The sequence below is a fragment of the Bogoriella caseilytica genome (assembly GCF_003752405.1).
Taxonomy (GTDB): Bacteria; Actinomycetota; Actinomycetes; order Actinomycetales; family Actinomycetaceae; genus Allobogoriella; species Allobogoriella caseilytica.
The window spans coordinates 1,124,074-1,145,990 of sequence record NZ_RKHK01000001.1; the positions used below are offsets into that span (position 1 = coordinate 1,124,074).

Below are 21,917 nucleotides of genomic sequence, written 5' to 3' on the forward strand. Positions count from 1 at the left end.
CCCCCTCCACTCAGATGCGTCAGGGAGACTCTGAGGACGCCCCGATGCGAGCATAACCATGACCTACCGGTTCTTCTGGATGGCGGTGAACTCACCACGGACCCGAAACTTCGGGCGGCCGGGATAATGCCAGGATGGGGACCTCCGGAAGCAGCCTGATCATGGTGATAGTGCTGCCTTTCCTCGTGCTCGGCGCCGGAGTGCTGGGTCTGGCGGTCTTCATGGGCCTTCGCGCCACCCGCGGGTTCCGGGCGGAGTGGCGGCGTCACCGCCGGAACCGACGGGCGAGACCGCGCGCGTGGGCCGACCACCGGCAATGGACGTACACCCCGGAAGTCCCCCACCCCCCTCTTACCTCCGCACTTGCCATCTCGTATCCGCGCGGTGCGAAGCGGTATACCGAGGTCATCGAGGGCGCGGTGCGCGGGGTGCCCGCCGCTTCATGGATCCAGACCGAATGGCGCAGTGATACCCCACACCGCGGCGAGTTCTCCCGCCAACGTGTGGCGGCGCTCCACGTGCCGTGGAGCGTGCCTAGGATCTCGCTCACGCCCTCGGTCGACGAACTCAGTCACTCCGTGAACTCCAGCGTCAACGCCGCGACGCGCGTCGTCCTCGAGGGGGACCGCTTCAACCGTGCCTGGTTCGTCAGTTCGGACGATCCACGCACGGCCTCAACAGTGCTGCACCCGCGCACGATGGAAAGGCTCCTGCTCCCCGACGCTCTCCCGGCAGCCGGCGCGCAGCTCAGCCACGAGAAGACACACGTGAGGTTCATCGGGCGGCATCTTTACGCGTGGCGTCCCTATCGCACCGACGTCAACAACCTCGACGAACTCTTCCGCCTCCTGGGCGACCTCTACGACCTCACGCCCGACCACGTCCGGCAGGACCGGGGGCCAGACGACAGGCCGTAGGTTCGTCCTGGCGGGGGTGTCCTCACCACCCTTCGAGCCACCTGGCGTGACAATGGGCGCATGGGGTCCTCAGCTGGCGATGTCCTGGTCATCGGACTCAGCGGGCTGTTCCTGGCCGCGGCCATTGGCATGGTGGTGCTCTTCCTGCTCAGTGGGCGCGCCGCGCTCCGCAAGCGACGGGCCACTGCCACGCGCCGGCGCCGCCATCGCGAGAGTGACGCCCGAGCGTGGGCGGCCGAGCGCGGGTGGCTCCATCACGAGGGTGATGATGAGCTGATCTCGGCTCTTCCCTTCGAGGCCCTGCATCGCGCGCTCTGGCGGCGCGCCAGGGACCTCGTCCGGGGCAGCTACCACGGCACCCAGGCGTCATCGTGGGTACTCGAATACAGCCATCGTGCCGAGAACGCCTCCATCAGCGTCACCCAGCATCGTCGCCTGGTGGCTCTCCAGCATGACCACACGCTCCCACGCGTTGACCTCCATCCCGTCCGTGGGCCAGAAAGCCTCGTGCGGGGTTTGCTGGCGCGCTCTCGGCGGGTCAAGCTGGGGATTCGCGAGTTCGACAGGCGGTGGTTGGTCCTGACCAAGGATCCGGACGGCGCCCAGGCCCTGCTCCATCCCGGCATGGTCGAGCGTCTCCTCCAGTCCGATCTCGCGGAGCGAGACTCGCTGGTACGCAACCCCACCGCAGAACCGATCTCCATCGCCTTCGCCGGCCAGCAGGTCCTGGCCTGGCAGGGCAGCCGCACCGACGTCGAACACCTCGACGAGGTGCTGGCGATCCTGCACGACGTCCACCAGCTGGTCCCCCGCCACCCGGGCAGACGGACGTCCCATTGAGCGAACCTCGTAGCGGCGAGCACCGCGAGGTCGCGCCCCCCCGACGGGGTCACCCACCACAGTCTGGCTAATTGCCGTCCACCTCGTCGTAGCTTTCACTGACGGGGACGGCATTGAGCCGGAAGCGGGCCCAGGCTTCGATGTCCACCGCGTCCTGGCCGGTGCCGGCCCAGACCACCGTGACCAGACGTACCGCCCCGACGCCGTCGGGGTCAGGGACGCGCGACTCATCGCCCAGGAGGTTGCGTACCAGCTGGGTGCCGTCCTCACCTTCCTCGCCCCGCACGGCATAGTCGATGGGCATGACCCAGTCGTCGTCGGTGCGCAGCGCCACCTGTGCCGCGCCGGACCCGAGGGCCAAGGTGTTGTAGTTGCGTCGGATCTGGGTGTGGCCTTCATCGCGCCCCTCGGACCGGTAGGTGTTCGGGAACCGAACCTCAGGATCTTCGTCGAGCTGCTCGATTCGCAGAGTTCCCACCAAGAAGTCGCCCCGCTCGACCACGGAATGCGCCGAGACCCGCCATCCGCCGAACTCCACGGCGTCGTATCCGTAGGCTTCAGGGAGCTCGAGTTCGTCCTCGTCGACCTCGCCGTCCTCTGCTGCGAGGATCCGCCGCCCCTCGAACAGGATCTCCACCCGGCGGTTCTGTGCCCGCCCGTCCGCGGAGGAGTTTGACGCTCGTGGCTCGGAGTCCCCTAGCCCTTCGGTGCTCACCTGATAACCCTCACCCAGGAGGCCCACCAGTTCGTCACCGACCGAGGTGGCCCGGAGTTCGGACAGCTCGTGGTTGTCCGCATACGCATCGGTCGGCACGTCATCCGTATGCCCGATGACGTGGATCTCCCCGCCCTCGGAGTATCCTTCGATCTCTGCAGCAGCACGCTCCAGGGCGCCACTGGCGTCAGATCCCAGCTCATGCTCATCGGGCCCGAAGAGCACATCGGATGTCAGGGTGACGGTGATCTGTTCGTCCTCTTCTTCGACCTCGGCGGAATCATCGCGACTGATCGTGCGCGCGCTCAAGGAGAAGACCGGCGCCGCCTCGTCCGGCAGGTCCAGCTCCTCCGCAGCCTCCTCGAAGAGCGATCCCGCCTCGACCACGGGCACCTCAGCGACATATCCGAGCGCTGGGATAAGGACATCCACACTCGACGACTCAGGCGCCGGATGAATGGACACGCTCCGGGAGCCGTCGTCGGTCCTGGACAGCATCGCGAAGATGTTGTTGCCCTGGATCGCGGTCGGCAGCACCTTCCGCTCCTCAAGATCAATCAGGCGCAGCCCGCCCGCCTGGCCGGAGTATCCGACCCGGCCGCCAGCAAGCATGGAGTTCGACACGGGCTGGCCCGCGTCGTTCTCCTCGACGAATCGGTAGTCCACGACCAAGGCGCTGAACTCGCCGTCAGTCTCGACCGCGTGCACGCCGATCTCGACCTGGTAGTCCTGCAGTTCCCGCACCAGGGTCACCGCGGCCTCAGGCTCCGGTTCGGGCTCCTCGGTGGGCTCCGGCGTCGCCTCCTGCTCGTCGGTGGGTTCCTCCGTCGGCGCCGGGCTGGGCTGGGGCGGCTCCGGGTCTGCACTACTCGTACAGCCAGCCGCCAGCACCACACTTGCAGCAGCGACAACGCCCCATCTCGGCAGTGTGCGCATCACAGCCCCCCTTCCCTCAGATGCAACGCAAGACCTCTGAAATGGACCACACACGAGCATAGCGAGAGCCCACTATGGGTCCCTCACGCTGATCAGTTGTCTTGGATATCAATGCTGGCGTCAATGATGCGGGCGACGTCCTCATCCAACTCGCTGCTGAGGCCCTGCGCGACGGTTCCCTTGTTGGCGCCGCCATGCACACCCAGGTGACGCCCTCGTGAGCGGCGCCGTCCGGGCCCTGCCAGGTGTCACGGTGGCGCAGGAAGGTCGCGCCCTCCGATTCACGCTCGGCATCCGCCTCGTGCTCCCGGGCGGGACGGTCATCGACGGCCACCGTCTGGACGTTTCAGAGCTACCGAAGGGTGCGATGTTGAGACTTCGAGTGAGGCCATCCATCGCACCGACCGCGCCAGCACCGCCCCGTCCTGTTCCCCGGGCCCCTCGGAACGGCACAATGGCGAGGTGGAGTCCCTTGCACTGATCGCGGTCATCATCGGGGGACTGCTCGCCCTCGTGTTCGGGCTGGGACTGCTCGCGCTCTTGGTGGTGGGCATGCGATTCGCCACCCGGGACCTGCGCGCGCAGTGGCGCCGGGGCCGCCGCAACCGTGCAGCCGACCCGCGCGACTGGGCAGCCCACCGTGGGTGGCAATACACCGCAGACCAGGAGCATCCGCCACTCGGTGTCGACACTTTCCTTGGAGCGCACGGGAGATGGAAACAGTACGCCGGGATCGTTCACGGGACGGTGCGCGCCTTTCCGGCGGCCTCGTGGATCCAAGCTGAAGGCCGCGGGAATACTCGGCAACCGGTCGAGGTCTACCGCCACCGGGTAGCCGCGCTGAAGCTACCTTATGAACTCCCGCGTGTGTCCCTGGTGCCTGCCGAGGATCCGATCAGCCGCTCGGTGGCGAACCGGCTGAACGCCGAAAGGCGGGTGGTGCTCGAGCACGCACACTTCAACGAGGTGTGGTTGGTGACGGCGGACGATCCCCGCAGCGCCTACTCCGTGCTCGACCCGCGCATGATGGAACGACTCCTCCAGCCCGACGTCGCCCCTCGCCCTTCACTACGAGATCCCGGGCGTGACCAGACCAGGATCCGCCTCATCGGCAACTACCTGGTGGCTTGGCGCAGCCTGCGGACGGACGTTGATCACCTCGATGACCTTTTCACCGTGCTCGGCGACATGTCTGCGCTCATGCCTGATCACCTCTGGCAGCCCAGGGATCGCTAGCCGCTGGGCGCGTTGCGCTCCGCCCTTCCGCCCACCTGGCGCCGCAGGCCTATCCATCACGGCTCGATCGAGTAGCCAATGCTCGCTCGCCCGTCGCGCACCGACGAAGCGATCGCGAGCACGGTGAACTCACCGTCGCTGCTTGTGGCCCGGCACCGGACCTCGTACCACGCCTCTGGCGGCATGGGACCCGGGCAGTCAATGGAGGCTTCAATACCCTCCAACGAGTGCGCCGCGCCCATACGCTTACCTCAGCCTCTAGTCCGTGCCGACGACGATGGACTCATCGATGGTCCGCGCCACGTCCTCATCGAGATGAGAGGACACATACTGGATCATCGCGGCGCTCGTTCCGCCGTCGTAAACGCCCCAGGTGACCGCGTTGTACTCCGTGCCGTCGGGCCCTTCCCAGACGTAGCGATGACGCACGAAACTGCGCTCGTCCGCGTTGCGCTCGGCGTCGACCTCCCGCTCCCACGCGGGCCGGTCTTCCAGGTCGACGGTGCGGAACTCCTCGTAGGCGCCCATGTTGGCCAGGGTGAGGAACCTGCTCGGGCCGTCCATTGCTGTGGTGGCGCCCTCGAGCTCGGGCGCGATCAGTACCTGGGTGGTGACGCCCTCGCCACCGGCCTCGCCGTCGCCGTCCTGGTAGATCAGCTCCCACATGCTGCTCTCAGGCGCCTCGACCTCGACGAGATCATCGGGAATATCCACCTGCACAATCCCCTCGGAGACGCTGTCATAGCCTTCGCGAGCAGCATCCTCCGCGTCGCCGGAACACGCCACCAGGGAGAGGGAGACGCCCAGAGCTGCCACCGAAGCAAGCGAAAGACGGCGCAGCACTCGTGAGGGGGTGCGCGCCGGGCGCGCAGAGTCTCGAATCGTCATGGTCAGATCGTCTCATCCGCCCGCGGAGAGGCAGTCCTCGTTGGTGACCTGGCTGCGCTGACCGGGGTTGTTCGGATCCTCACCGCCGAGGAACCACGCATCAACCAGCTCGCCCGTGCTGGAGGTCGACGTGGTCTCCCGGCTGAAGTCGGCCAGGATCAGGTCCACGTTCGGGCCGGTGGTAGACGACTCGGAGGTGTTGGCGTAGATCGCCCCGTGCGCGGTGGCGTCTTCGAAGAGCATCTGCTGCACGGGATCGTCAGAGGCTCGACCTGGCCAGAAGAGTTCGGCGCCGTCCCCTGAAGCGAGAGCGCTGGCCAGCATGTCGGCACGCAACACGCCTGTGACTCCACCGAGCCACTCTTGGGCAACCTCCCGGTTGCCGTCGTTCACCTCGAGAGTGACGTCCGTCACCAGCGTGCTCGAGTCGAACTCTCCGTCGAGACGTGCTTGGAAGCCGGCGCTGTAGCTGGAGTCTTGCCAGCCGAAGCCATCCTCTCCATGGCCCAGCCCGCTGCCGCCGTCACTACTTCCGGGGATGTCGATGCCACCTATCAGGTTGGACGCGTCCAACGCGAAGACGCTGCCGCTCTCGTTGACGGTCTGGAGCCGCACCTCGGTGAGTTCACCGGTCGCATTGTCGTAGCTGATGTGCACCGCACCGGTGCTGGTGCTGAAGCTCCCGCCGGTCAATCCGAGCAGGTACCCCTCCCAGTCGCCGCCTGACTCGAAGGCCATGGACAGGGTGGTCTGGCCTGCCTTCTCCCCGGTCTCGTGGGTCTGGATGGTGATGCTGTCATCGATTCCGTAGGAGCCTTCGACGCTGCCGACGCCGAGACTGAAGGGCGCATTTTCACCCGGCTTGGCGCTCAAACCGAGGGAGCCGCTCACCTCGTTGGCGCTGTTACCTGTGTAGGACGTCGAGTCCGGGGCACGAGTGAGGTGAGACCAGCCGTCGTCGGGGGAGTCGTCGCACCAGAAGCAGAGGAAGTCACCGGTCGCCCTGGCCGCACCCTTCGTGCCTTCCCAGACGCTGCCGATAAAGCCACGGTCCTCCACCTCGGCGTAGTGCTCTTCGAAGCTGGGCATGAAAGCGTCGAAGGCGGCCTGGTCTTCCAGGTTCCACGTTTGGACGACCTCAGCGCCCACCTGGCGGGCGAACTCCGCCTGGCCACCGATGTTGGTGCCACCGTTTTTCGACCTGTACGACAGGTCGACTCCGGCGGAGAGTTCACCGTTAATGCCCTCGGCGAGGTGAACCTGGTAACTGCCATCCGACATCTGCTCGACCGTGTAGGCCGCGTGGTCGCCCACCGATCCTCCGACGCGTGCCACGCGCCAAAGACGCACACCGGCACCGGTATCGGTCGCCCGGCTCTCGGTGGAGCTGGAGAAGCGACAAACGGGGGGTTCGTCGCGCGGGTCGGATTCGTTCTCGTGGGCGCTCTGATCCGAGCCAGAGCCACATCCCAGGGATGAATCGGAGATCTGCTCGATCCGCTGGCAGATGCTGGTCGCGATGGAACTCCCCCAGGGAGTGGCCGCACCGATGACAACGACCAGAAGTGCCGCGGCAACGATGATGATGCCGAGGTGCTCGACGGCTGCGAATCCGCGCTCACCCCGCCGGGACGACACGTCGTCGGCTACGCCCACGTGTTCAGCGCCCGCTCGTTGCCTGGTCATCGTCTCCACCTTTGACTCTCGGATTTCTCACATGATCCTAGGAGCAGTTGTCTGCTCGGAGTTCTTCGCGCACACCTGGATTCGCCGGGTCCCGATCACCGAGGTAGACGGTCTCGACGTGTTCACCGCGGCTAGACATGGAGGTCTCCAAGTAGCCACCTGAGCCGAAGAACAGATCCACGCTGCCGCCGGAGTGCGTGGTTTCCGTGCTGGTGTCGTACAGGGAAGCGTGAGCTTCGGCCTCGTCGAAGAGCATCTGCTGCACCAGGTCATCGGAGGCTTCGCTGGGCCAGAAGATGGAGGGCGCCGCCGCTCCGCCAAAGTCCTCCGCGCCGTCGCGCAGATCGTTCCTCATGCCGAAGAATCCCGGGTTCTCGGTGGCGCCGGTGAGCCACTCGGAGGCGAGGTCCCTGTTCTCGTCCGTGATCTCCAGGGTGACGTCGGTGACCAGAGAAGAGGAGTCGAGAGATTGCTCAGTGCGACCGTCGAGGCCCAGGCTGTTGCTGGAATCTCCGCTAGTGAAACCGTCCGGGCCCATCGTGCCTTGCTGGCCCGGCAAGTTCATGCCGCTGATGAGACGCGACAGGTCTCCGGCGAAGTGGCTGCCCGATTCGCTCACAGACTGGGTCCTGATCTCGGCTAGCTCTCCGGTCTGTGAATCGAAGGTGACATGGACGGCGCCGGACTGCTCTTCAGACCTACCTCCGGCGAAACCGAGCAGCGATCCTTCCCAGGCGTTGCCGCTCGAGCTGGTCAGGGTCAGCGTGGTGAGGCCTTCCTTCTCACCCTCGTGGTGCTGTTGCACTGACACCTGCTGGCTGAATGAGTCGTTTGCCTCGATCGAGCCAATGTTGAGGTTGATCGGCAGCCCGTCCAGAGCGTGGCGCGCTGCGACACCTCCGCTGAGATCCGCACTCACGTCTCCGTTAAACGTGGTGGAGTCCGGGGCCTGAGTCAGATGCGACCAGGTTTCCTCGCCCGAGTCCTCACACCAGAAACACAAGGTATCGGCTGCCTTGCGGCCGGCCCCCTTGGCGCCTTCCCAGAGGCTGCCAAGGACGCTTCGCTCTTCAACCTCAGCGAACTGCTGCTCGAATCCGGGCATGAAATCGTTGAGTGCGTCTTCATCTTCGAGGGTGAAGGTGTGTACCGCATCGGCACCCGCATTGAGCGCGAGCTCGATATTGCCCCCGAGCTTGTCCTTGCCGCCCTTCTTCCCGACGGAGGCATCGAGGCCCACATCGAATCCGCCCTCGATCCCTTCAGCCAGGTGGACCTGAAAGGTGCCGTCCGAGAAACTTTCGATGGTGTAGGCGGCGTAATCCTCGGCGTTGGCACCGATGGTCAGGACGCGCCATGGACGCACCTCGGCGTTGGCCTCGGCGCTCTCATGCTGGGTCGTGGTGTCAATCCGACACACAGGGGGCTGCTGGCCTGGCCCACCTGGGCGGATCACGGAGTCGGACAGATCGACCGAATCGTCCGAGCCAGGGGCCTCGCTCGACCCGGAACAGCTGGTGGAGCCGTCAGAGAGTTCCTCGAGACGGTCACACAGCGCCGAGGTCACGCTATTGCCCAGCGGCGTCATCGCTCCCAGGATGACCATCACCAGAACACCCGCAACAAGCAGAATGCCGAGGTGCTCGACGGCGGCGAATCCGCCCTCGCGCCTCACGCGTGACGACGTCGATGATTCGGACGCCGTCGACAGACTGCTGGCGTGTCCCTCCCCCTGCTGCTCCATGGTCCCCTCCTGCGTGATGTCGGTTGGGCGCGTACTGCGCCGGTCAGCCGGTCAGCCGGTCAGTCTCGGTTCAGTCTCGAATGGATTGATGTCGGGAATAGTCCAGCCGATACCGCTGCCGAACGGGTTGGTATAGCAGGTTCCCCCGATCCTCCAGCCGATCTGTCCGCTCTGGATGCACAGGCCGCTGTTCTGACCAACGTTGACACCGGCCTCAGCTTCGGCTCGCATACGGCTCGAAGTCTTGGCCACAGTGCGGAGATGTTCCACCTCGACGGTGACGGTCTGCTGGATCGGGTCGACGGAAAAGTGCGTGATGCGTGCGTCATTGCGGGCGGCGAACTCCTCCGCCGCAGCACGGATGGCGGGGTTCCATCCCTGTCCGTTCGCCGGCGCGATCACGCTCCAGAAACTGCTGAAACTCGTGGCCGCCGAGTGCTCGTCGTAATGACCTTCGAGGAGGCGATCCCATTCTTGGACCGCGGCGAGCGCCGCAGCATCCGCCGCGGTCTGCGCGTCGCGCTGGTTGGACGAGAAGCTACCGAGCATGGAGATCGCGAGCACCGCGCCGGTCAGGAGAAGAGCCACGACCGGAATGGTGACGAGAGCGACGCCTCCGCGCTCATCCTCGCGCCAGTTCGTCACCGCCTCGCGAATCCGCTCGGTACCCATCTCACCAATCCTCGTCATTTCCCGTGCCGGCCGGATCGCTTCCGGCCGCCCCCCCGACAATGCTGCCGAGATACGACACCCACAACTTAGCGGGGACGGCGGCGTGGTCCTAGGGCCTGCGGGCCTATTACCCGTGGGCCCGGAGCACCATGATGGGGACGCTCTACCCTTGGTCGGCGCTCTCGGTCACGGGGACGTCGAGGAGGCGGAAGCGGCCGAAGGCTTCGATGTCCACCTCGTCCTGGCCGGTGTCGGGCCAGATGACGGTGATCAACCGGATGTCACCGGCTTCCTCCGCCTCCGGGTACGGTGCTTCCTCGCTCGCGAGGTGTCGCGCAACCTCCCCCTCGGAGCCCTCGTCCTCGTCCTCGTCCTCCACGGCGTAATCCATGGGCATCACCCACTCTTCGGCCGTGCGCAGCGCTAGTCGGCCAGCACCGAAGCCCTGGGTGACCGCGCCGTAGCCGCGGCCCGGGTGGAAGTAGCCATCCTGCCCCGGAGGGACGTTGTAGACGTTGTGGAAGTCCACTGCCGAGTCGGCCTCGACCATCTCCACCTGCAAGGTACCTACCAGAGCGCCGTCACGACGGATCACCGATTCAGCCGAGACCTCCCAGCCCTCGAACTCCACCGCCTCGTTGCCCGAGGCCTCCGGGAGTTCGAGCTCATCGTCACCCAGCTCCTCATCGGCGTCCTCGCCGGCGATGACGCGCCGGCCTTCGAACTGGATCTCGACACGCCGGTTCTGCGCCCGCCCATCCTCGCTGGAATTCGATGCCCGCGGCTCGGACTCACCACGCCCTTCGGTGCGCACCTGGTAATCGCCCTCAAGCAGATCCCCCAGCGCGTCACCCACCGACCCGGCCCGCATCTCCGAGAGCTCCTGGTTATCGGCATAGGCGTCGGTGGGCACATTGTCGGTATGACCGATCACGCGGATCTCACCGCCCTCCGAGGAAGCCTGAATCTCCTGCGCCGCGCGCTCCAACACCGCGCCGGACTCCCCGCCGAGCTCGTGCTCATCGGCACCGAAGAGCACGTCCGACGTGAGCGTGACCGTGACCTCCTCGTCCTCTTCCTCGATCTCACTGGAGTCGTCGTAGCTGATGGTGCGGGTGCTGAGCGGGAAGATCGCGGGGTCCGCCGGGGGGTCGATCACCGCCGTTACCTCATCGAAGAGCTCCTCAGCCTCGACCACCGGGACATCGGCGACATAGCCGAGCGCGGGGATGAGGACATCCACGCTCGCCGACTGCGGCGCCGGATGCAGCGAGACCGAGCGCATGGAGCCGTCCTCGGTGAGGAAGTCCGAGGCGATGCGCGGGCGGTCGATCGCGGCCCGGTGGACCGTGCGTTCCTCAAGATCAAGCAGCCGGATCCCGCCGGCCATGCCCTGATAGCCCACGCGGGCACCATTGAGATTCGAGCCAAGCCGGAAACTGCCCAATCGACTCTCGAAGTCCTCCATCTGCTCCTCGGGGACCGTGTAGTCGACCACCAGTGCCGCCAGGTCACCCTCGACCTCGACTGCATGCACGCCGACCTCCACCTCGAAGCTCAGCAACTGACGGGTCACCGTCACCGCAGCCTCCGGATCCGGTTCGCGCTCCTCGGTGGGCTCATCCGTGGGGTCGGACTCGCCGGTGGGCTCCTCGGTCGGCTCCGGTGGCTCCGGTGGCTCCGGATCTGCACTGTTGGTGCAACCGGCCGCGAGCACCATACTGACAGCGGCGACAAGGCTCAGTTTCGGCAGTGTGCGCATCACGGCCCCCTTCGTTCGGATGCAGCGCCGGCCCTCGTGGGTGGACCAAGCGTGAGCATAGCGGAAGGCCCGTGGCGAACGCTGGGCGTTCGACCACGGGCCTTCCGGCGAGCTGCGGAGCAGTGATCAGCCCGCGGCGATCTCAGAGATCCGCTCGCCGATGGCGCTGACGATGTCACCGCCCCAGCCGGTGGCAGCACCGATCACGAGGACGAGGATGATGGCGACGACCACGATGACACCCATGTACTCGATGGCACCCTGGCCGCGCTCGTCACGACGGACGCGCTCGGTGGCTCCGGCCACGAATGCGGCGAGCATGAGCTGAGTTGCGAGAGCCTGTTCGGTGAGCTTCTGCATGATGGTTCCCTCCCTGTCTGGTGCGGCCTCTCGGCCGCCGGGTCTGTGGTTGACAGCAGGATGACCCTGCCGATGACCAGAACACTACGACTGCGCAGCGCCGGCCCCTAGGGTCCGCGGGCCTAACCTGGGGCCCATCATCAGGGGTGGGCCCCAGGACCCACCCCTGAGTGACGGAGCCAGAGGCTGATCGCGCGAGCGCGCGTGCTCACCCCGAGCTTGGCGAAGATCGAGTTGATGTGGTTCTTGACCGTCTTCTCAGAGAGGAAAAGCTTGGCGGCGATTTCTCCGTTGCTCAAGCCCTCCGCAACCAGATCCATCACCTCGGCTTCGCGGGTGGACAGTGATCCGCGTTGCGTGCCAGCCATGCCATCCAACGCAGAAGGGACGCCACTCTTCGCGGCGACCGGAGCTGGGGCACCGTTCAGTACGCTGACCACCGCTGCGCTATCCGGCGATCCGGGAGAGTTCGAGGATTCATGTCGCTGCACGCCGGCAACCACTGCGCTGCCGCGCATGCACGCATGGATGACCTCCACCATCGCGGCTGGACTGAAAGTCCCATGCACCAGGTAGCCACAGGCGCCCGCGCTCATGGCCTCCGAGAGGACCGCGGAATCCTCGGTGTTGGTCAGCATCACCACCGGTACGTGAGGGACGAGGCGCGGGAGCAGCTCGAGCCCGCTGGTCACCGGCATCTGGATATCTAGCAACACCACGTCGACCGCACCATCGGCGGCGAGACGCTCGGCCTCGGCGGCGTCGTCGGTGTCGAGGACCGCGTCAACGCCCTCGACCGAGCCGAGCGCGGACCGCAGGCCGATGCGGATGATGGCGTTGTCGTCAACTGTCAGGATGCGCATAGGCACCTTCCGAGATTACCGGCTGGGGTTCGACTCGGCCGAGAGTCACTCGTGCGACTGTGCCGCCGCCGGTAGCTCGTTCCCACGAGGCATGTCCGCCGCACTCCGCGACGCGGCTCAGCACGCTGCTCAGCCCGAAATGGCCCCGGTGGGCCATCACCTCGGCGACTTCGGTGCCATCTCCGCGCAGCAGCTCAGCCGGCATACCCCGGCCATCGTCAGCCACCACGAGTTCGACGCTCCCCCGGCCACATCCGCTCAGCTCCACCCGCACCCGGCTCGCCTCGGCGTGCTTGCGCACGTTCTCCAGCAGCTCCAGCAGGATCGCCTGCAACTGCGTCCAGCGCTCCGGTTCGAGGCGGCTGATCCCCTGGTCGATCTGCAGGTCGACCTCGATCTCGGTGCGCAACGACCAGCGCTCGACGACGCCGCGTGCCGCTTCTGCCGGCTCGGCCGCGCTTTCGCGCAACTCCACCAGGGTCACGCGGGTGCGCCTGTGCGTCTCGGCGAGCGCCTCCGCCACCGTCCGGACCAACTCTCGGTCTTCCTCGGTGACGTCGGCATGTTCCAGGCGGTCCCGGAGCTCGCGGGTGAGGAGCAGGAGACCGGCCAGATCGCCAGTGACCGAATCGTGGATATCACGCGCCAGGCGCATGCGCTCGGCGGCACTCGCACGGGCCAGCTGTTCCTCCGCGAGCTCTGCAGCGGCGACATCTTGGGCGCGCAAGCTCTCACCCAGCGCACCGCCTCCCCAGGCCATCGCGACCACGCCGAGCACGGCTGCTCCGCTCCACCACAGTCCGTTCCACTCATCCATACCGACCGGCGCCAGAAGCAGGAGGGCGACCGGCAGGGCCATGACAAGAGCCGGCCCCAGGGCGGTGACCAAGCCCCACAGCGCTACGCTGGCGGCGGCGTAGGCCGTCATGAGCGTGGTGTCGAAGTAGAGCGTCATCATGGCAACGGTGACCGCCATGTCGGCCGCGAGCAGCACGCCAGACCGCGAATACATGCCGCCTCGGGTCTCCCAGGTCAGGGCGGGCACGAGGGAGAAGGGCACGGCGAGGGCCGCAGCGAACAACGCCGCCACGGGCGCGCCTTCGATCGCGCCGTAAAGTGCGCCGAAGCCGAGCACCGCCAGACGCACCATGCACAGCACGCGCACCACAGACCGCAAACTGGAGACCGGAGCCCGGGGCGGGCCCGGCAGGTCAGAGGAAGTCACCCAGGACGTCCAGGTTCGCGACGACGATGGAGGCACCGATGAGCAGGATCGCGCCCGGCAGCACCGTGAAGATCATGACCAGCGAGACCATCGGGGCGGCGCGTGCGGCCTTCTGGCGCACCCGCTCGGCGTGCTCACGACGTGTGTCCCGCGCGATGGAGTCGATGGCGTCGGCAAGCGGGACCCCGAGTTCCTCCGCCTGGAGGAGCGCGGTCACGAAGGAGCCGACAGCCGGCGAACTCGTGCGCTCACGCAAACCCTCGAAGGTCTGACGCCGTGACATGCCCAGGCCCATCTCCCGCAGAGATCGCCGCATCTCCTCGGCGAGCGCGCCCTCGTGGAAGTCGCAGACACGTTCCAGCGCCTGACGGAAACCTAAACCGGCCATCACGGTCACGCCCAGCACATCCAGGAAATCCGGCAGCTCACGATCGAGTCGCCGTTGTCTGGTCTGTGCCGCCGACACCAACCACACCCGCATCCACAGTGCGAACATGGCGAAGAAGATGAGCCCGAAGAGGATCTGCCCAGAGAGGCTGAAGAGCAGGAGCAACAAGAACCCCAGCGCAACGGCGCCTGCCTGTCGCCGCACGAAGATCGTCACGGTCACGCCATCAGGGCGGCCAGCTCGGCGGATGGCCTGATCGAGTTTACGCAGGCGCTTCGCCCCGTAGAGCTGGACCGCCGGACGCATGAAGAGGGCCCCGAACGCATCGAGGAGTGCGGCAAACCCGCCCCGCTTCTTCTTCTCCTCTTCCGCTCGGTACTGCTGCTCGACCGCCTCGAGACCCGTGCTGGTCACTAGACGAATGCCGATGGCACTGCTGACCACCAACACGGCCGCGCCGGCACCGACCAGCAACGGGTTCACAGCTCCACCTTGCCGACAGCTCGCATGAGGACGAAACCCAGTCCGAAGAGGACACCAGCGACGACGAGGACTATGATGCCGAGTTGTTCACTGAGCAACTGGTCGAGTGCGCCGGGATTGATCAGGTTCATGATCACCAGCGCTCCGAAAGCTACGCCCACCACCATGACGGCGGTGAAGGTGGCGCCCGCTGTAGCCGTACGGATCTCGCGGCGAAGCTGCTGGCGTTCCTCGAGCGTGGCAGAGATACCGGAGAGTGCCTTCACGAGGGCGCCACCCGAGCGCGCCTGGATGACGATGGTCTGCATCAGCACCCCGAGTTCGCGCGACGGAAGGCGCTCGCTCAGGTGCTCGAGGCCAGACTGCAAGGACCGCCCTAGGGCTAGCTCGGACACCACCTGGGCGATCTCGGATCGTGCCGGCTCGTCCATCTCTCGCGCGGCCATCTCCAGGCCTCGGCGGATGGACAAGCCGGCCTCTGCGCTGTTCGCTAGCAGACGCGAAAGCTCAGGAAGTTGGGCCACGAAGCGATCCACCCGCTGGGCACGGCGCCGCTTCAACAGGTGCAGCGCGACCACGATGATCAGCACCGCCGCGACAACCGCGCCGGCCCAGCCCATGAGCGGCCGGACCACGGCGCCCATGCCGGCCGCGGCCACCAGAGTCAGGACGACGGCACCGCTAGGGGACCAGGTCAGACCCGCACCGGCCATGGCGGCCGCCAGCGACCTGCCCGGCCGCGTCCGCAGGAAGATCTCGTCCAAGCGATGGAACAACGCGCTGCGGCTGCGCGCACCCGGCTCCGAAGCGGCGATGACCTCGCGTCTGAAACTCCGGTCCTTCTGGAAAATGCTCAGCGCGAGAATGCCGAGGAACAGGGTGGCACCGGTCGCAACACTGATCAGCTCGACCGTGATCGTCATCCGGGCACCTGTTCCACCGGAGCCTGCGGCTCGGGCGCCACCACAGGTTCGCCGGCCACGCGCAAGCGCTGGACGAGCTCGTCGGGGAGCTCCCTCGGCACGAAGCGCCCAGTCACCACACGCTCCGGGCCGAGCGGGTCGGCCACGAAGTCGAGAATGGGCTGCAGCTTGTACTCTTCGCGACGCTCTGACGTGACGTAGGCGACCTGCACCACCCGGCGCGACCCATCGATACCGCGCTCCAGCTGAATGATGACGTCCAGCGCGGAATTGATCTGGTCACGGATGGTCGAGACCGGGAGTTCCACCTCACTCATCGAGGCCAAGGTCTCCAGGCGAGCGAGGGCGTCGATGGCGCTGTTGGCGTGCACCGTCGTCAGCGACCCCTCGTGGCCGGTGTTCATCGCCTGGAGCATGTCGAGCGTCTCGCCACCACGGACCTCACCGACCACGATCCGGTCCGGGCGCATGCGGAGAGCATTGCGCACCAGATCACGGATGCTGACCTGACCGCGCCCTTCAGCGTTCGCCGGGCGGGACTCCAGGCGCACCACGTGCGCCTGCTGGAGGGAGAGTTCGGCGGCGTCCTCGATGGTAACGATGCGCTCATCGTCGGGGATGAGACCGGAGAGGGCATTAAGGAACGTGGTCTTACCAGTACCGGTACCACCGGAGATCAGCACGTTCATGCCGGCCCGCACACACGCGGCGAGCAGCGTGGCGGTGTAGGAGTCAATACTGCCGCGCCCGGCGAGCTCAGAGAGCTGGAATGGCGAGGGGAAGCGGCGGATCGTCATCGTGGGACCGTCGAGCGCCAAGGGCGGGATGATGACGTTCACACGCTCACCACTGGGCAGGCGGGCATCAACCATCGGGGAGGACTCGTCCACACGCCGGTTCACCTGGGAGACGATGCGGTCGATTGTCTGCAGCAACTGCTCCTCTGAAGCGAAGCGGGTGCCGACCTGTTCGACGCGGCCGCGGCGTTCCACGAAGATGTCCAACGGCCCGTTGACCATGATCTCGGTGATCGATTCGTCAGCCAGCAGCGGCTCGAGTACACCCAGCCCGAGCGCGTCATCGACGATGCGCTGGATGAGCGTGCCGCGCTCGCGCGCCGAGAGCACCGGCCCATCGGTGGAGAGCATGCGCGAGAGGATCCGCTCGAGACGCACCCGGCGCTGCCCGGGGGCGAGGCGTGCGAGGTCATCAACATCGACCTCCTCCATGAGCCGCTCGCGATAGACGGCGACCAGGTCGGTCTCCGGCGCCGAGCTGCGCTCCTCCGATAGGCGATCCCGCAGGCCCACGCTCAGTTCCCCATCGGGAAGACAGCGTCGCGCGTGACGGTGACGCGTTCAGAGGTGATACCCGGCAAACCGAGAGGAACGCGCACGGTGACCTCGACGCGTGCTTCTCCGCCGGTTGACGGGGTAATGCTCACGACCTGGGCCCAGCTCGGCAGAGAATCGGTGGCAGCCCGGTGGTAGTTCTCCTGCGCGCTCAGTGCCCGGGCGCCGTTGCGCGCCGCTTCCTGAGCTGCCGAGTAGGTCTGGGCAAAGAAGACTCCTTGCAGTGCCAAAGTCAGCACCATGAGGGTGACGGCCACGAAGCCGATCAGCTCGATGGCGAGGACACCGCGCTCATCTTTGCCGGGTATTGCTCCGCGCCGCGCGCGGGCCTTGAACTCACGTAGTCGCTGGTGCATGGTCCCCCCTTCGGTCACGGCTCGCGGTAGACGGTGGCGGTCGAGGCCGCAGAGAGCGTGGCCCCGGGGATGATCGTGGGAGTGCGGATCTCCACGCGCACCTCGTTCCGCCCCACGGTCACGGTGGCGTCGCTGTGCCAGTTCGCGAGCAGGCCGTCATAGGCGATGCTCTCGGCACGGGCGGCCACGGTCGGATCGTAGGACTGCTGGATCCCCACATAGCGGGCGCCATCCTGCGCAGCGGAACGAGCTGCCACCAAACCGGCAGCCCAGCCCAGGCCCTGCACTGCGATGAGCACCACCGCAAGCACGATGCCGACCATCACCGGCAGCTCCAAGGCCACCTGTCCTGCTTCGGCCTTGGCTGCCTTCCGTGACTTCTTGGCTTCCTTCTTGCCGGCCTTGGCTTCAGCCTTCGCCTTCCGGCGCCTGCTGCGCTTGCTCTGGTCATCGCGCCGGGACCGTCGCGTGGTCGGTGCTGATTTGTTGAGGAGCTGCTCCACTTCGGTGTCCCCCTCTTGCTTCTCACCCTCCGCTTCAGCAGTGATCTCCTTGGCCAGCACCGCCTCACCCGCGCGGCCAACCGCCTCGTGCACTGCTGTCTTCTTGTCCTCCAACAAAGTAGCGGTGTTCATCGCTTCAGCAAATGGTGCGCCGCCATCAGGCACCACGAAGGCAATCGATCGCTCGACGATGCGCTCAGCCAAGGCCGGTGTGACCTGGTCTTGCTTGGCGCGGCGGTTGAGCAGCAGGTCCACGGAACTCGGCGGGCGGATCGCCAGGCGTTCCCACTGATCCAGGATGCGGCGGGTAGCACGCAGAGAGGGGAGGTCCGGGGTGGACACCAGGAGCACCGCGTCAGCGAACTCCAGGACGGTGGCACGCACGTCGTCGAGGTGCGAACCGATGTCCACCACAGCAAGGTCGGACTCGTAGCGCAGCGCACCGATAATGTTGCGAGCCGCCTCGGGGGTCATTTCCTCGCCGCGCTCGCCGTGACTTGGAGCCGACAACAGGCGCAGCCCGCCCCGGATCTCGTAGGAAGTCTCACGCAGCATGCGTGAGGTGATCTCCCCGGCCACACCGGTGAGGTCGACGATGGAGCGGCGCGTGTGCACTCCGGAGTAGGCCGCGAGGTCGCCCTTGCCGAGGTCGAAGTCAACCACCGAGACCGAGCGCATCCCGACGCTGGCGCGTGCGAGCAGCAGGGTGAGGGCGGAGACGCCCACCCCGCCCTTCGCGCCGGCGATGGCGACCACGCGCCCGGCATTCGCCGAGGCGAAGTCCGCATCGAGCGCCGCGCGCACGGAGTCGGCCCACCGGGCCACGCCCTCAAGGCGGGTGATCACCTCGTCAAGGCTCGTGGAGGTCGAGATGACTGAGCGGGCACCCACCTCCATGGCCCGCCCAAAGGCCTCCGAGCCGGCATGGGGGACCACCATGACCAGGCCCACGAGCGGGAAAGCTGCCCCGACGGCGCGTGCGGCAGCGTGCCCATTCCCGTTGTCCACGTTCTCGTCGACCACCATGATGGTGATGTCCGCGTCCCGCTCCAGTGCGGCACGCGCTGCGACAGCATCGCGCACCGAGCCGGCAAGATCGAAGTCTTCGGCTTCACTGAGCACGTGCCCGAGGTGATCGCGGACACCCGCGTCATTGGTGACGAGCAGAACCTTCGTCGCCATCAGTCGTCCCCTCCGTTGTCGCCACCATCGCCGTTGCCACGCGCGTCTTCAGCGAGGGCATCGACGTAGACCTGGAACTCCTCCGGGACCTCGGCATCATCACCGGCTGGGCGCAGCGCCAGGCGGAGCTTGACTGAGAAGCTCTCGCCGTAGGCCAGGCGCAAGGTCTCCTCGGCATTCAGCGCGAAGGTAACCGGGACAGCCGCAGTGGTGGTGAAGTTTCCGACGGCGTCCTCATCGTCAACCTCGGTCAGCGCGCCGATCTCCAGTACCAGGGCATCGCTCACCCACACCTCGGCGCGCGGAGCAATCCCGAGGTCTTCGTTGCCCGCGATGGTGGCGATGATGTCGACGCGGTCACCCGGGAAGACCTTGCCGGCCACGCCGGTCTCGGCGTCCACCATGATGGCGACCTCCCGGAAACCAGGCTCCAGCACCGGCGGTGGTTCCAGCATGCCGGCCTGCAAGAGCGTGCCCGGCTCGTAATCGGCTGCCGCCACCAGGCCCGCCATCTGGTCCGGGTGCCGGATCGCGTCCTCGGGGATCCAGCGTTCCGGCACCTCGACCTCGCGCAGCGCCTCGCTGGGGACCGACGCCAGAGCGGACACCGGCTCGTCGAGTTCGTAGACGGTGGCGGTCGGGCCCACTTCAGAGCGGACGTCATCGACGTAGAGGAAGACGAGGACGAACACGGCCACCGCGCACAGTCCCGTAAGGAGCAGCACGGCAAGGCCGGTGTACTGGCGGGGGTTCACGCAGGAACTCCTTCAGAAGGGAGAGTGGACTCAGCGACAGGGAGCTCGCAGAAGAGGCAGTGATCAGCCGTGGCCTGCCGGTTGCAGGAGGGGCACCGGTGAAAGGCCGGCTGGCCCAGGACGCGCTCGATGATCTGCTCCGGGGGGTACATGAGCGTGGAGGTTTCCAGCCATCGGCCGGCTTTCCATCCGCAGTCGATCGTGCCGAGGTCGGTGGCTGCACCCGGATCGATGGGCCACCCCGGGGTCTCCGGCTTGACCGGCGCCTTCTTGGAGTGAGCAGCGATCGGTACGTAGCCATCCAGCGGCAGCGTGCCGGAGAACTCCTCCACGGTGGAGTCCAGCAGATCGACGGCGAACCTCTTGGGCGGCCACATGCTGATCAGGTGTTGCTTGAAGGTGGTCTGTACCCCGTCGAGACGGGCCACCGAGGAGAGCACCAACCGGGTGCGGGTCCATTCCAGGAGGGCTGTCGCGGCGCCGCCGGCCGCGGCCAGCCGATCCTGTGGGAGGACCGACAGGCCGTGCAACATCAGCGTCCATGCGGTCACTGGCGCCTCGACGTGCAGTACCGCCACCCGCTCGGCGCCATAGAGCAGGCGCATGGCACGTCCCAGCCGCCGGTGCTCAGCCGTGCGGGAGACGAACAGGAGTTCCTCGTCGCCGTACGGCTGGATGGCCTCGGTGAGCGCGTCGAGGTTGGGAGAGACATCGTTGACGGTGACCGGAGAGGTCTCCGGTGCACCGATTCCGATCACCGCCACGGCCGTATCGCCCCCCTGAACTCTGTGGATGCGCGCTTTCGCCCCCTGCGAGAGGACGCTCGGCAAGATATCACGCGAAAAGTCGCGGGAACCATGCCGGACGATGAACAGTTGGCTCTCGAGAATCACCATTAGGGCCTAGGGCCCACGGAAGCGATGGTCGCCGGGAACCGGCGAGAGGCGTCAGAATGGCCCCTGATCAAGAATCGCAGGACAGTGCCGAGTGGGGGACAAGTGCGCAGTACCGAGTTGGTCGTGGACGGGACACCCGTCAGTTCACTGCTCCTTGCCGAGCGATTCGGGCAGCGCCTGCGCGGCATGCTCGCACGCAAGCCGCTGCCACCAGCGATGCTCATCTCGCCCTGCAGTTCGGTGCACACCTGGTGGATGAGCGCCACGATCGATGTAGCCCTGCTGAATAGCGACCGCAAGGCGATTGCGGTGCGCACGATGAAGCCCTGGGGCTTCTTCGGGGCCCGAGGCACCACGACCGTCCTGGAGGCTCCGGCCGGAAGCTTCGAGAGGTGGGGCCTCGACGTCGGCTCCGCGATCTCCTGGGCTGCGAACGGGCACCAGTGATGGCAGCGCGCTTCTGGGGGGAGATCCGGAGGTATCCGCGCGCGATACCCGTCGTGGCCGCGGTCGGAGTCCTGTGGGCGATCTGGGTTTCCGGACCGGGGCCGCTGACCCCCGCCGTGGTGGCCTTTGCGGCGATCGGTGCCGCCCTGCTGGTGATCGACATTCGCCAGCATCGCTTGCCGAATGCGCTGGTCTTCCCCCTCCTCGGGATCACCGTCGTGCTCATCGGCACGGCCGGGATCCTGGCCTCCGACGTCACCGCCGTGGCCCGGGCGCTTCTTGGTGGACTCATCCTGGGCGCTGGCTACCTGGTGCTCTACCTTCTCAGCCCGTCGGGCCTGGGACTGGGTGACGTCAAACTCGCACCGGTGCTCGGCATGCTGGCCGCGTGGTACTCCTGGGTGGATCTGGCCCTGATGGCCTTGCTGCCGTTCCTCCTCGGCGGGGTGGTCGCCCTCGCCCTGCTGGCGCTGCGCAAAGCAGGGCGCAAGACCATGATCGCTTTCGGACCGTACATGCTCCTGGGTGCCGTGGTGGTCCTGACGTGGGCGCGGATGGCGCCTCCGGCCTGAAGCGGTCCCGGCCCACGACCTAGGTCGCATTGTGGGCCCCCGGGCCCAGAAATGGGGCAAATCCGGAAAGGTCACGATTAGGTCTCACGCTGGGCCCGAGGGCCCTAGGTCAGGATTGCCCGGGTCCGTAATCTTTCGGCATCGGCTGGAGGGCCGATGAGAATGACCCCGGGGCCCGCGGCAGCAGGGGGGCCGCGGCCCGGGAAGATCCGTGAG

Annotated in this window: 21 protein-coding genes; 5 read left to right on the top strand and 16 right to left on the bottom strand. The window is 66.6% G+C overall.

All coding sequences use genetic code 11. The annotated features are described in order from the left end of the window. The first annotated feature begins 134 nt into the window (after nt 1-134). On the top strand, nt 135-917 hold the full coding sequence (locus EDD31_RS05025; RefSeq protein WP_123303188.1) for a DUF3137 domain-containing protein: 783 nt from the start codon (nt 135-137) through the stop codon (nt 915-917). Nucleotides 918-977: 60 nt separating this feature from the next. Then, entirely contained in the window at nt 978-1,757 is a 780-nt protein-coding gene (locus EDD31_RS05030) for a type III secretion system chaperone family protein (protein ID WP_123303189.1), read from the top strand. A 67-nt stretch (nt 1,758-1,824) separates the two neighbouring features. On the opposite strand, the gene EDD31_RS05035 is transcribed toward EDD31_RS05030, so the two are convergent. Further along, nucleotides 1,825-3,408, bottom strand: coding sequence for an OmpA family protein (locus tag EDD31_RS05035; RefSeq protein ID WP_170163192.1), 1,584 nt, complete (start codon nt 3,406-3,408; stop codon nt 1,825-1,827). A 462-nt stretch (nt 3,409-3,870) separates the two neighbouring features. Here EDD31_RS05035 and EDD31_RS05040 point away from each other — a divergent pair, with 462 nt between their 5' ends. Beyond that, on the top strand, nt 3,871-4,644 hold the full coding sequence (locus EDD31_RS05040) for a DUF3137 domain-containing protein (RefSeq protein ID WP_123303191.1): 774 nt from the start codon (nt 3,871-3,873) through the stop codon (nt 4,642-4,644). A 258-nt stretch (nt 4,645-4,902) separates the two neighbouring features. Here EDD31_RS05040 and EDD31_RS05050 read toward each other — a convergent pair whose 3' ends face one another. From EDD31_RS05050 to EDD31_RS05120, 15 genes are all read right to left on the bottom strand, one after another. After that, nucleotides 4,903-5,532 carry a hypothetical protein gene (locus EDD31_RS05050; protein WP_148058864.1) on the bottom strand — a complete coding sequence of 210 codons (630 nt, stop codon included), beginning with the start codon at nt 5,530-5,532 and terminating at the stop codon, nt 4,903-4,905. A gap of 12 nt (nt 5,533-5,544) precedes the next feature. Further along, nucleotides 5,545-7,218, bottom strand: a complete 1,674-nt coding sequence (locus EDD31_RS05055; RefSeq protein WP_148058865.1) for a hypothetical protein — start codon at nt 7,216-7,218, stop codon at nt 5,545-5,547. A gap of 37 nt (nt 7,219-7,255) precedes the next feature. Continuing rightward, entirely contained in the window at nt 7,256-8,893 is a 1,638-nt protein-coding gene (locus tag EDD31_RS05060; protein WP_170163193.1) for a hypothetical protein, read from the bottom strand. A gap of 120 nt (nt 8,894-9,013) precedes the next feature. Beyond that, a complete protein-coding gene (locus tag EDD31_RS05065; RefSeq protein ID WP_170163194.1) occupies nt 9,014-9,634 on the bottom strand; it encodes a pilus assembly protein TadG-related protein in 621 nt (206 codons plus the stop codon). A gap of 163 nt (nt 9,635-9,797) precedes the next feature. Beyond that, nucleotides 9,798-11,396 carry an OmpA family protein gene (locus EDD31_RS05070; RefSeq protein ID WP_123303197.1) on the bottom strand — a complete coding sequence of 533 codons (1,599 nt, stop codon included), beginning with the start codon at nt 11,394-11,396 and terminating at the stop codon, nt 9,798-9,800. A gap of 126 nt (nt 11,397-11,522) precedes the next feature. Then, on the bottom strand, nt 11,523-11,756 hold the full coding sequence (locus tag EDD31_RS05075; protein WP_211336055.1) for a hypothetical protein: 234 nt from the start codon (nt 11,754-11,756) through the stop codon (nt 11,523-11,525). 140 nt (nt 11,757-11,896) lie between these two features. Next, nucleotides 11,897-12,619 (bottom strand): response regulator transcription factor, encoded by a 723-nt coding sequence (locus EDD31_RS05080; RefSeq protein ID WP_123303198.1) that lies wholly within the window; start codon nt 12,617-12,619, stop codon nt 11,897-11,899. Continuing rightward, nucleotides 12,600-13,844, bottom strand: a complete 1,245-nt coding sequence (locus EDD31_RS05085; protein WP_148058867.1) for a sensor histidine kinase — start codon at nt 13,842-13,844, stop codon at nt 12,600-12,602. The genes EDD31_RS05080 and EDD31_RS05085 overlap by 20 nt, the downstream gene beginning before the upstream one ends. After that, entirely contained in the window at nt 13,831-14,715 is an 885-nt protein-coding gene (locus EDD31_RS05090) for a type II secretion system F family protein (protein WP_123303200.1), read from the bottom strand. Before EDD31_RS05090 ends, EDD31_RS05085 begins: the two co-directional genes overlap by 14 nt. Then, nucleotides 14,712-15,638, bottom strand: a complete 927-nt coding sequence (locus EDD31_RS05095; protein ID WP_123303201.1) for a type II secretion system F family protein — start codon at nt 15,636-15,638, stop codon at nt 14,712-14,714. The genes EDD31_RS05090 and EDD31_RS05095 overlap by 4 nt, the downstream gene beginning before the upstream one ends. Continuing rightward, a complete protein-coding gene (locus tag EDD31_RS05100) occupies nt 15,635-16,948 on the bottom strand; it encodes a TadA family conjugal transfer-associated ATPase (protein WP_245990927.1) in 1,314 nt (437 codons plus the stop codon). The genes EDD31_RS05095 and EDD31_RS05100 overlap by 4 nt, the downstream gene beginning before the upstream one ends. 2 nt (nt 16,949-16,950) lie before the next feature. Then, nucleotides 16,951-17,346 carry a pilus assembly protein gene (locus EDD31_RS05105; protein WP_123303202.1) on the bottom strand — a complete coding sequence of 132 codons (396 nt, stop codon included), beginning with the start codon at nt 17,344-17,346 and terminating at the stop codon, nt 16,951-16,953. Between the two features lie 14 nt (nt 17,347-17,360). Then, on the bottom strand, nt 17,361-19,031 hold the full coding sequence (locus EDD31_RS05110; RefSeq protein WP_123303203.1) for a P-loop NTPase family protein: 1,671 nt from the start codon (nt 19,029-19,031) through the stop codon (nt 17,361-17,363). Then, entirely contained in the window at nt 19,031-19,786 is a 756-nt protein-coding gene (gene cpaB / locus EDD31_RS05115) for a Flp pilus assembly protein CpaB (RefSeq protein ID WP_123303204.1), read from the bottom strand. The genes EDD31_RS05110 and cpaB overlap by 1 nt, the downstream gene beginning before the upstream one ends. After that, complete coding sequence (locus tag EDD31_RS05120; protein WP_123303205.1) at nt 19,783-20,550, bottom strand: hypothetical protein; 768 nt, start codon at nt 20,548-20,550, stop codon at nt 19,783-19,785. Before EDD31_RS05120 ends, cpaB begins: the two co-directional genes overlap by 4 nt. A gap of 255 nt (nt 20,551-20,805) precedes the next feature. Here EDD31_RS05120 and EDD31_RS05125 point away from each other — a divergent pair, with 255 nt between their 5' ends. Together EDD31_RS05125 and EDD31_RS05130 are read left to right on the top strand one after the other, a co-directional pair. Continuing rightward, nucleotides 20,806-21,129: a DUF192 domain-containing protein gene (locus EDD31_RS05125; protein WP_170163195.1), complete on the top strand. Its 324-nt coding sequence runs from the start codon at nt 20,806-20,808 to the stop codon at nt 21,127-21,129. Further along, entirely contained in the window at nt 21,129-21,701 is a 573-nt protein-coding gene (locus tag EDD31_RS05130; protein ID WP_123303207.1) for a prepilin peptidase, read from the top strand. The genes EDD31_RS05125 and EDD31_RS05130 overlap by 1 nt, the downstream gene beginning before the upstream one ends. Nucleotides 21,702-21,917 lie beyond the last annotated feature (216 nt).

Bases quoted from the DNA above. Each gene is read 5' to 3' on its own strand.
- EDD31_RS05025 (WP_123303188.1), top strand. From the start codon at position 135: ATGGGGACCTCCGGAAGCAGCCTGATCATGGTGATAGTGCTGCCTTTC.
- EDD31_RS05030 (WP_123303189.1), top strand. From the start codon at position 978: ATGGGGTCCTCAGCTGGCGATGTCCTGGTCATCGGACTCAGCGGGCTG.
- EDD31_RS05035 (WP_170163192.1), bottom strand. From the start codon at position 3,408: ATGCGCACACTGCCGAGATGGGGCGTTGTCGCTGCTGCAAGTGTGGTG.
- EDD31_RS05050 (WP_148058864.1), bottom strand. From the start codon at position 5,532: ATGACGATTCGAGACTCTGCGCGCCCGGCGCGCACCCCCTCACGAGTG.
- EDD31_RS05055 (WP_148058865.1), bottom strand. From the start codon at position 7,218: ATGACCAGGCAACGAGCGGGCGCTGAACACGTGGGCGTAGCCGACGAC.
- EDD31_RS05065 (WP_170163194.1), bottom strand. From the start codon at position 9,634: ATGGGTACCGAGCGGATTCGCGAGGCGGTGACGAACTGGCGCGAGGAT.
- EDD31_RS05070 (WP_123303197.1), bottom strand. From the start codon at position 11,396: ATGCGCACACTGCCGAAACTGAGCCTTGTCGCCGCTGTCAGTATGGTG.
- EDD31_RS05075 (WP_211336055.1), bottom strand. From the start codon at position 11,756: ATGCAGAAGCTCACCGAACAGGCTCTCGCAACTCAGCTCATGCTCGCC.
- EDD31_RS05080 (WP_123303198.1), bottom strand. From the start codon at position 12,619: ATGCGCATCCTGACAGTTGACGACAACGCCATCATCCGCATCGGCCTG.
- EDD31_RS05095 (WP_123303201.1), bottom strand. From the start codon at position 15,638: ATGACGATCACGGTCGAGCTGATCAGTGTTGCGACCGGTGCCACCCTG.
- EDD31_RS05105 (WP_123303202.1), bottom strand. From the start codon at position 17,346: ATGCACCAGCGACTACGTGAGTTCAAGGCCCGCGCGCGGCGCGGAGCA.
- EDD31_RS05110 (WP_123303203.1), bottom strand. From the start codon at position 19,031: ATGGCGACGAAGGTTCTGCTCGTCACCAATGACGCGGGTGTCCGCGAT.
- EDD31_RS05130 (WP_123303207.1), top strand. From the start codon at position 21,129: ATGGCAGCGCGCTTCTGGGGGGAGATCCGGAGGTATCCGCGCGCGATA.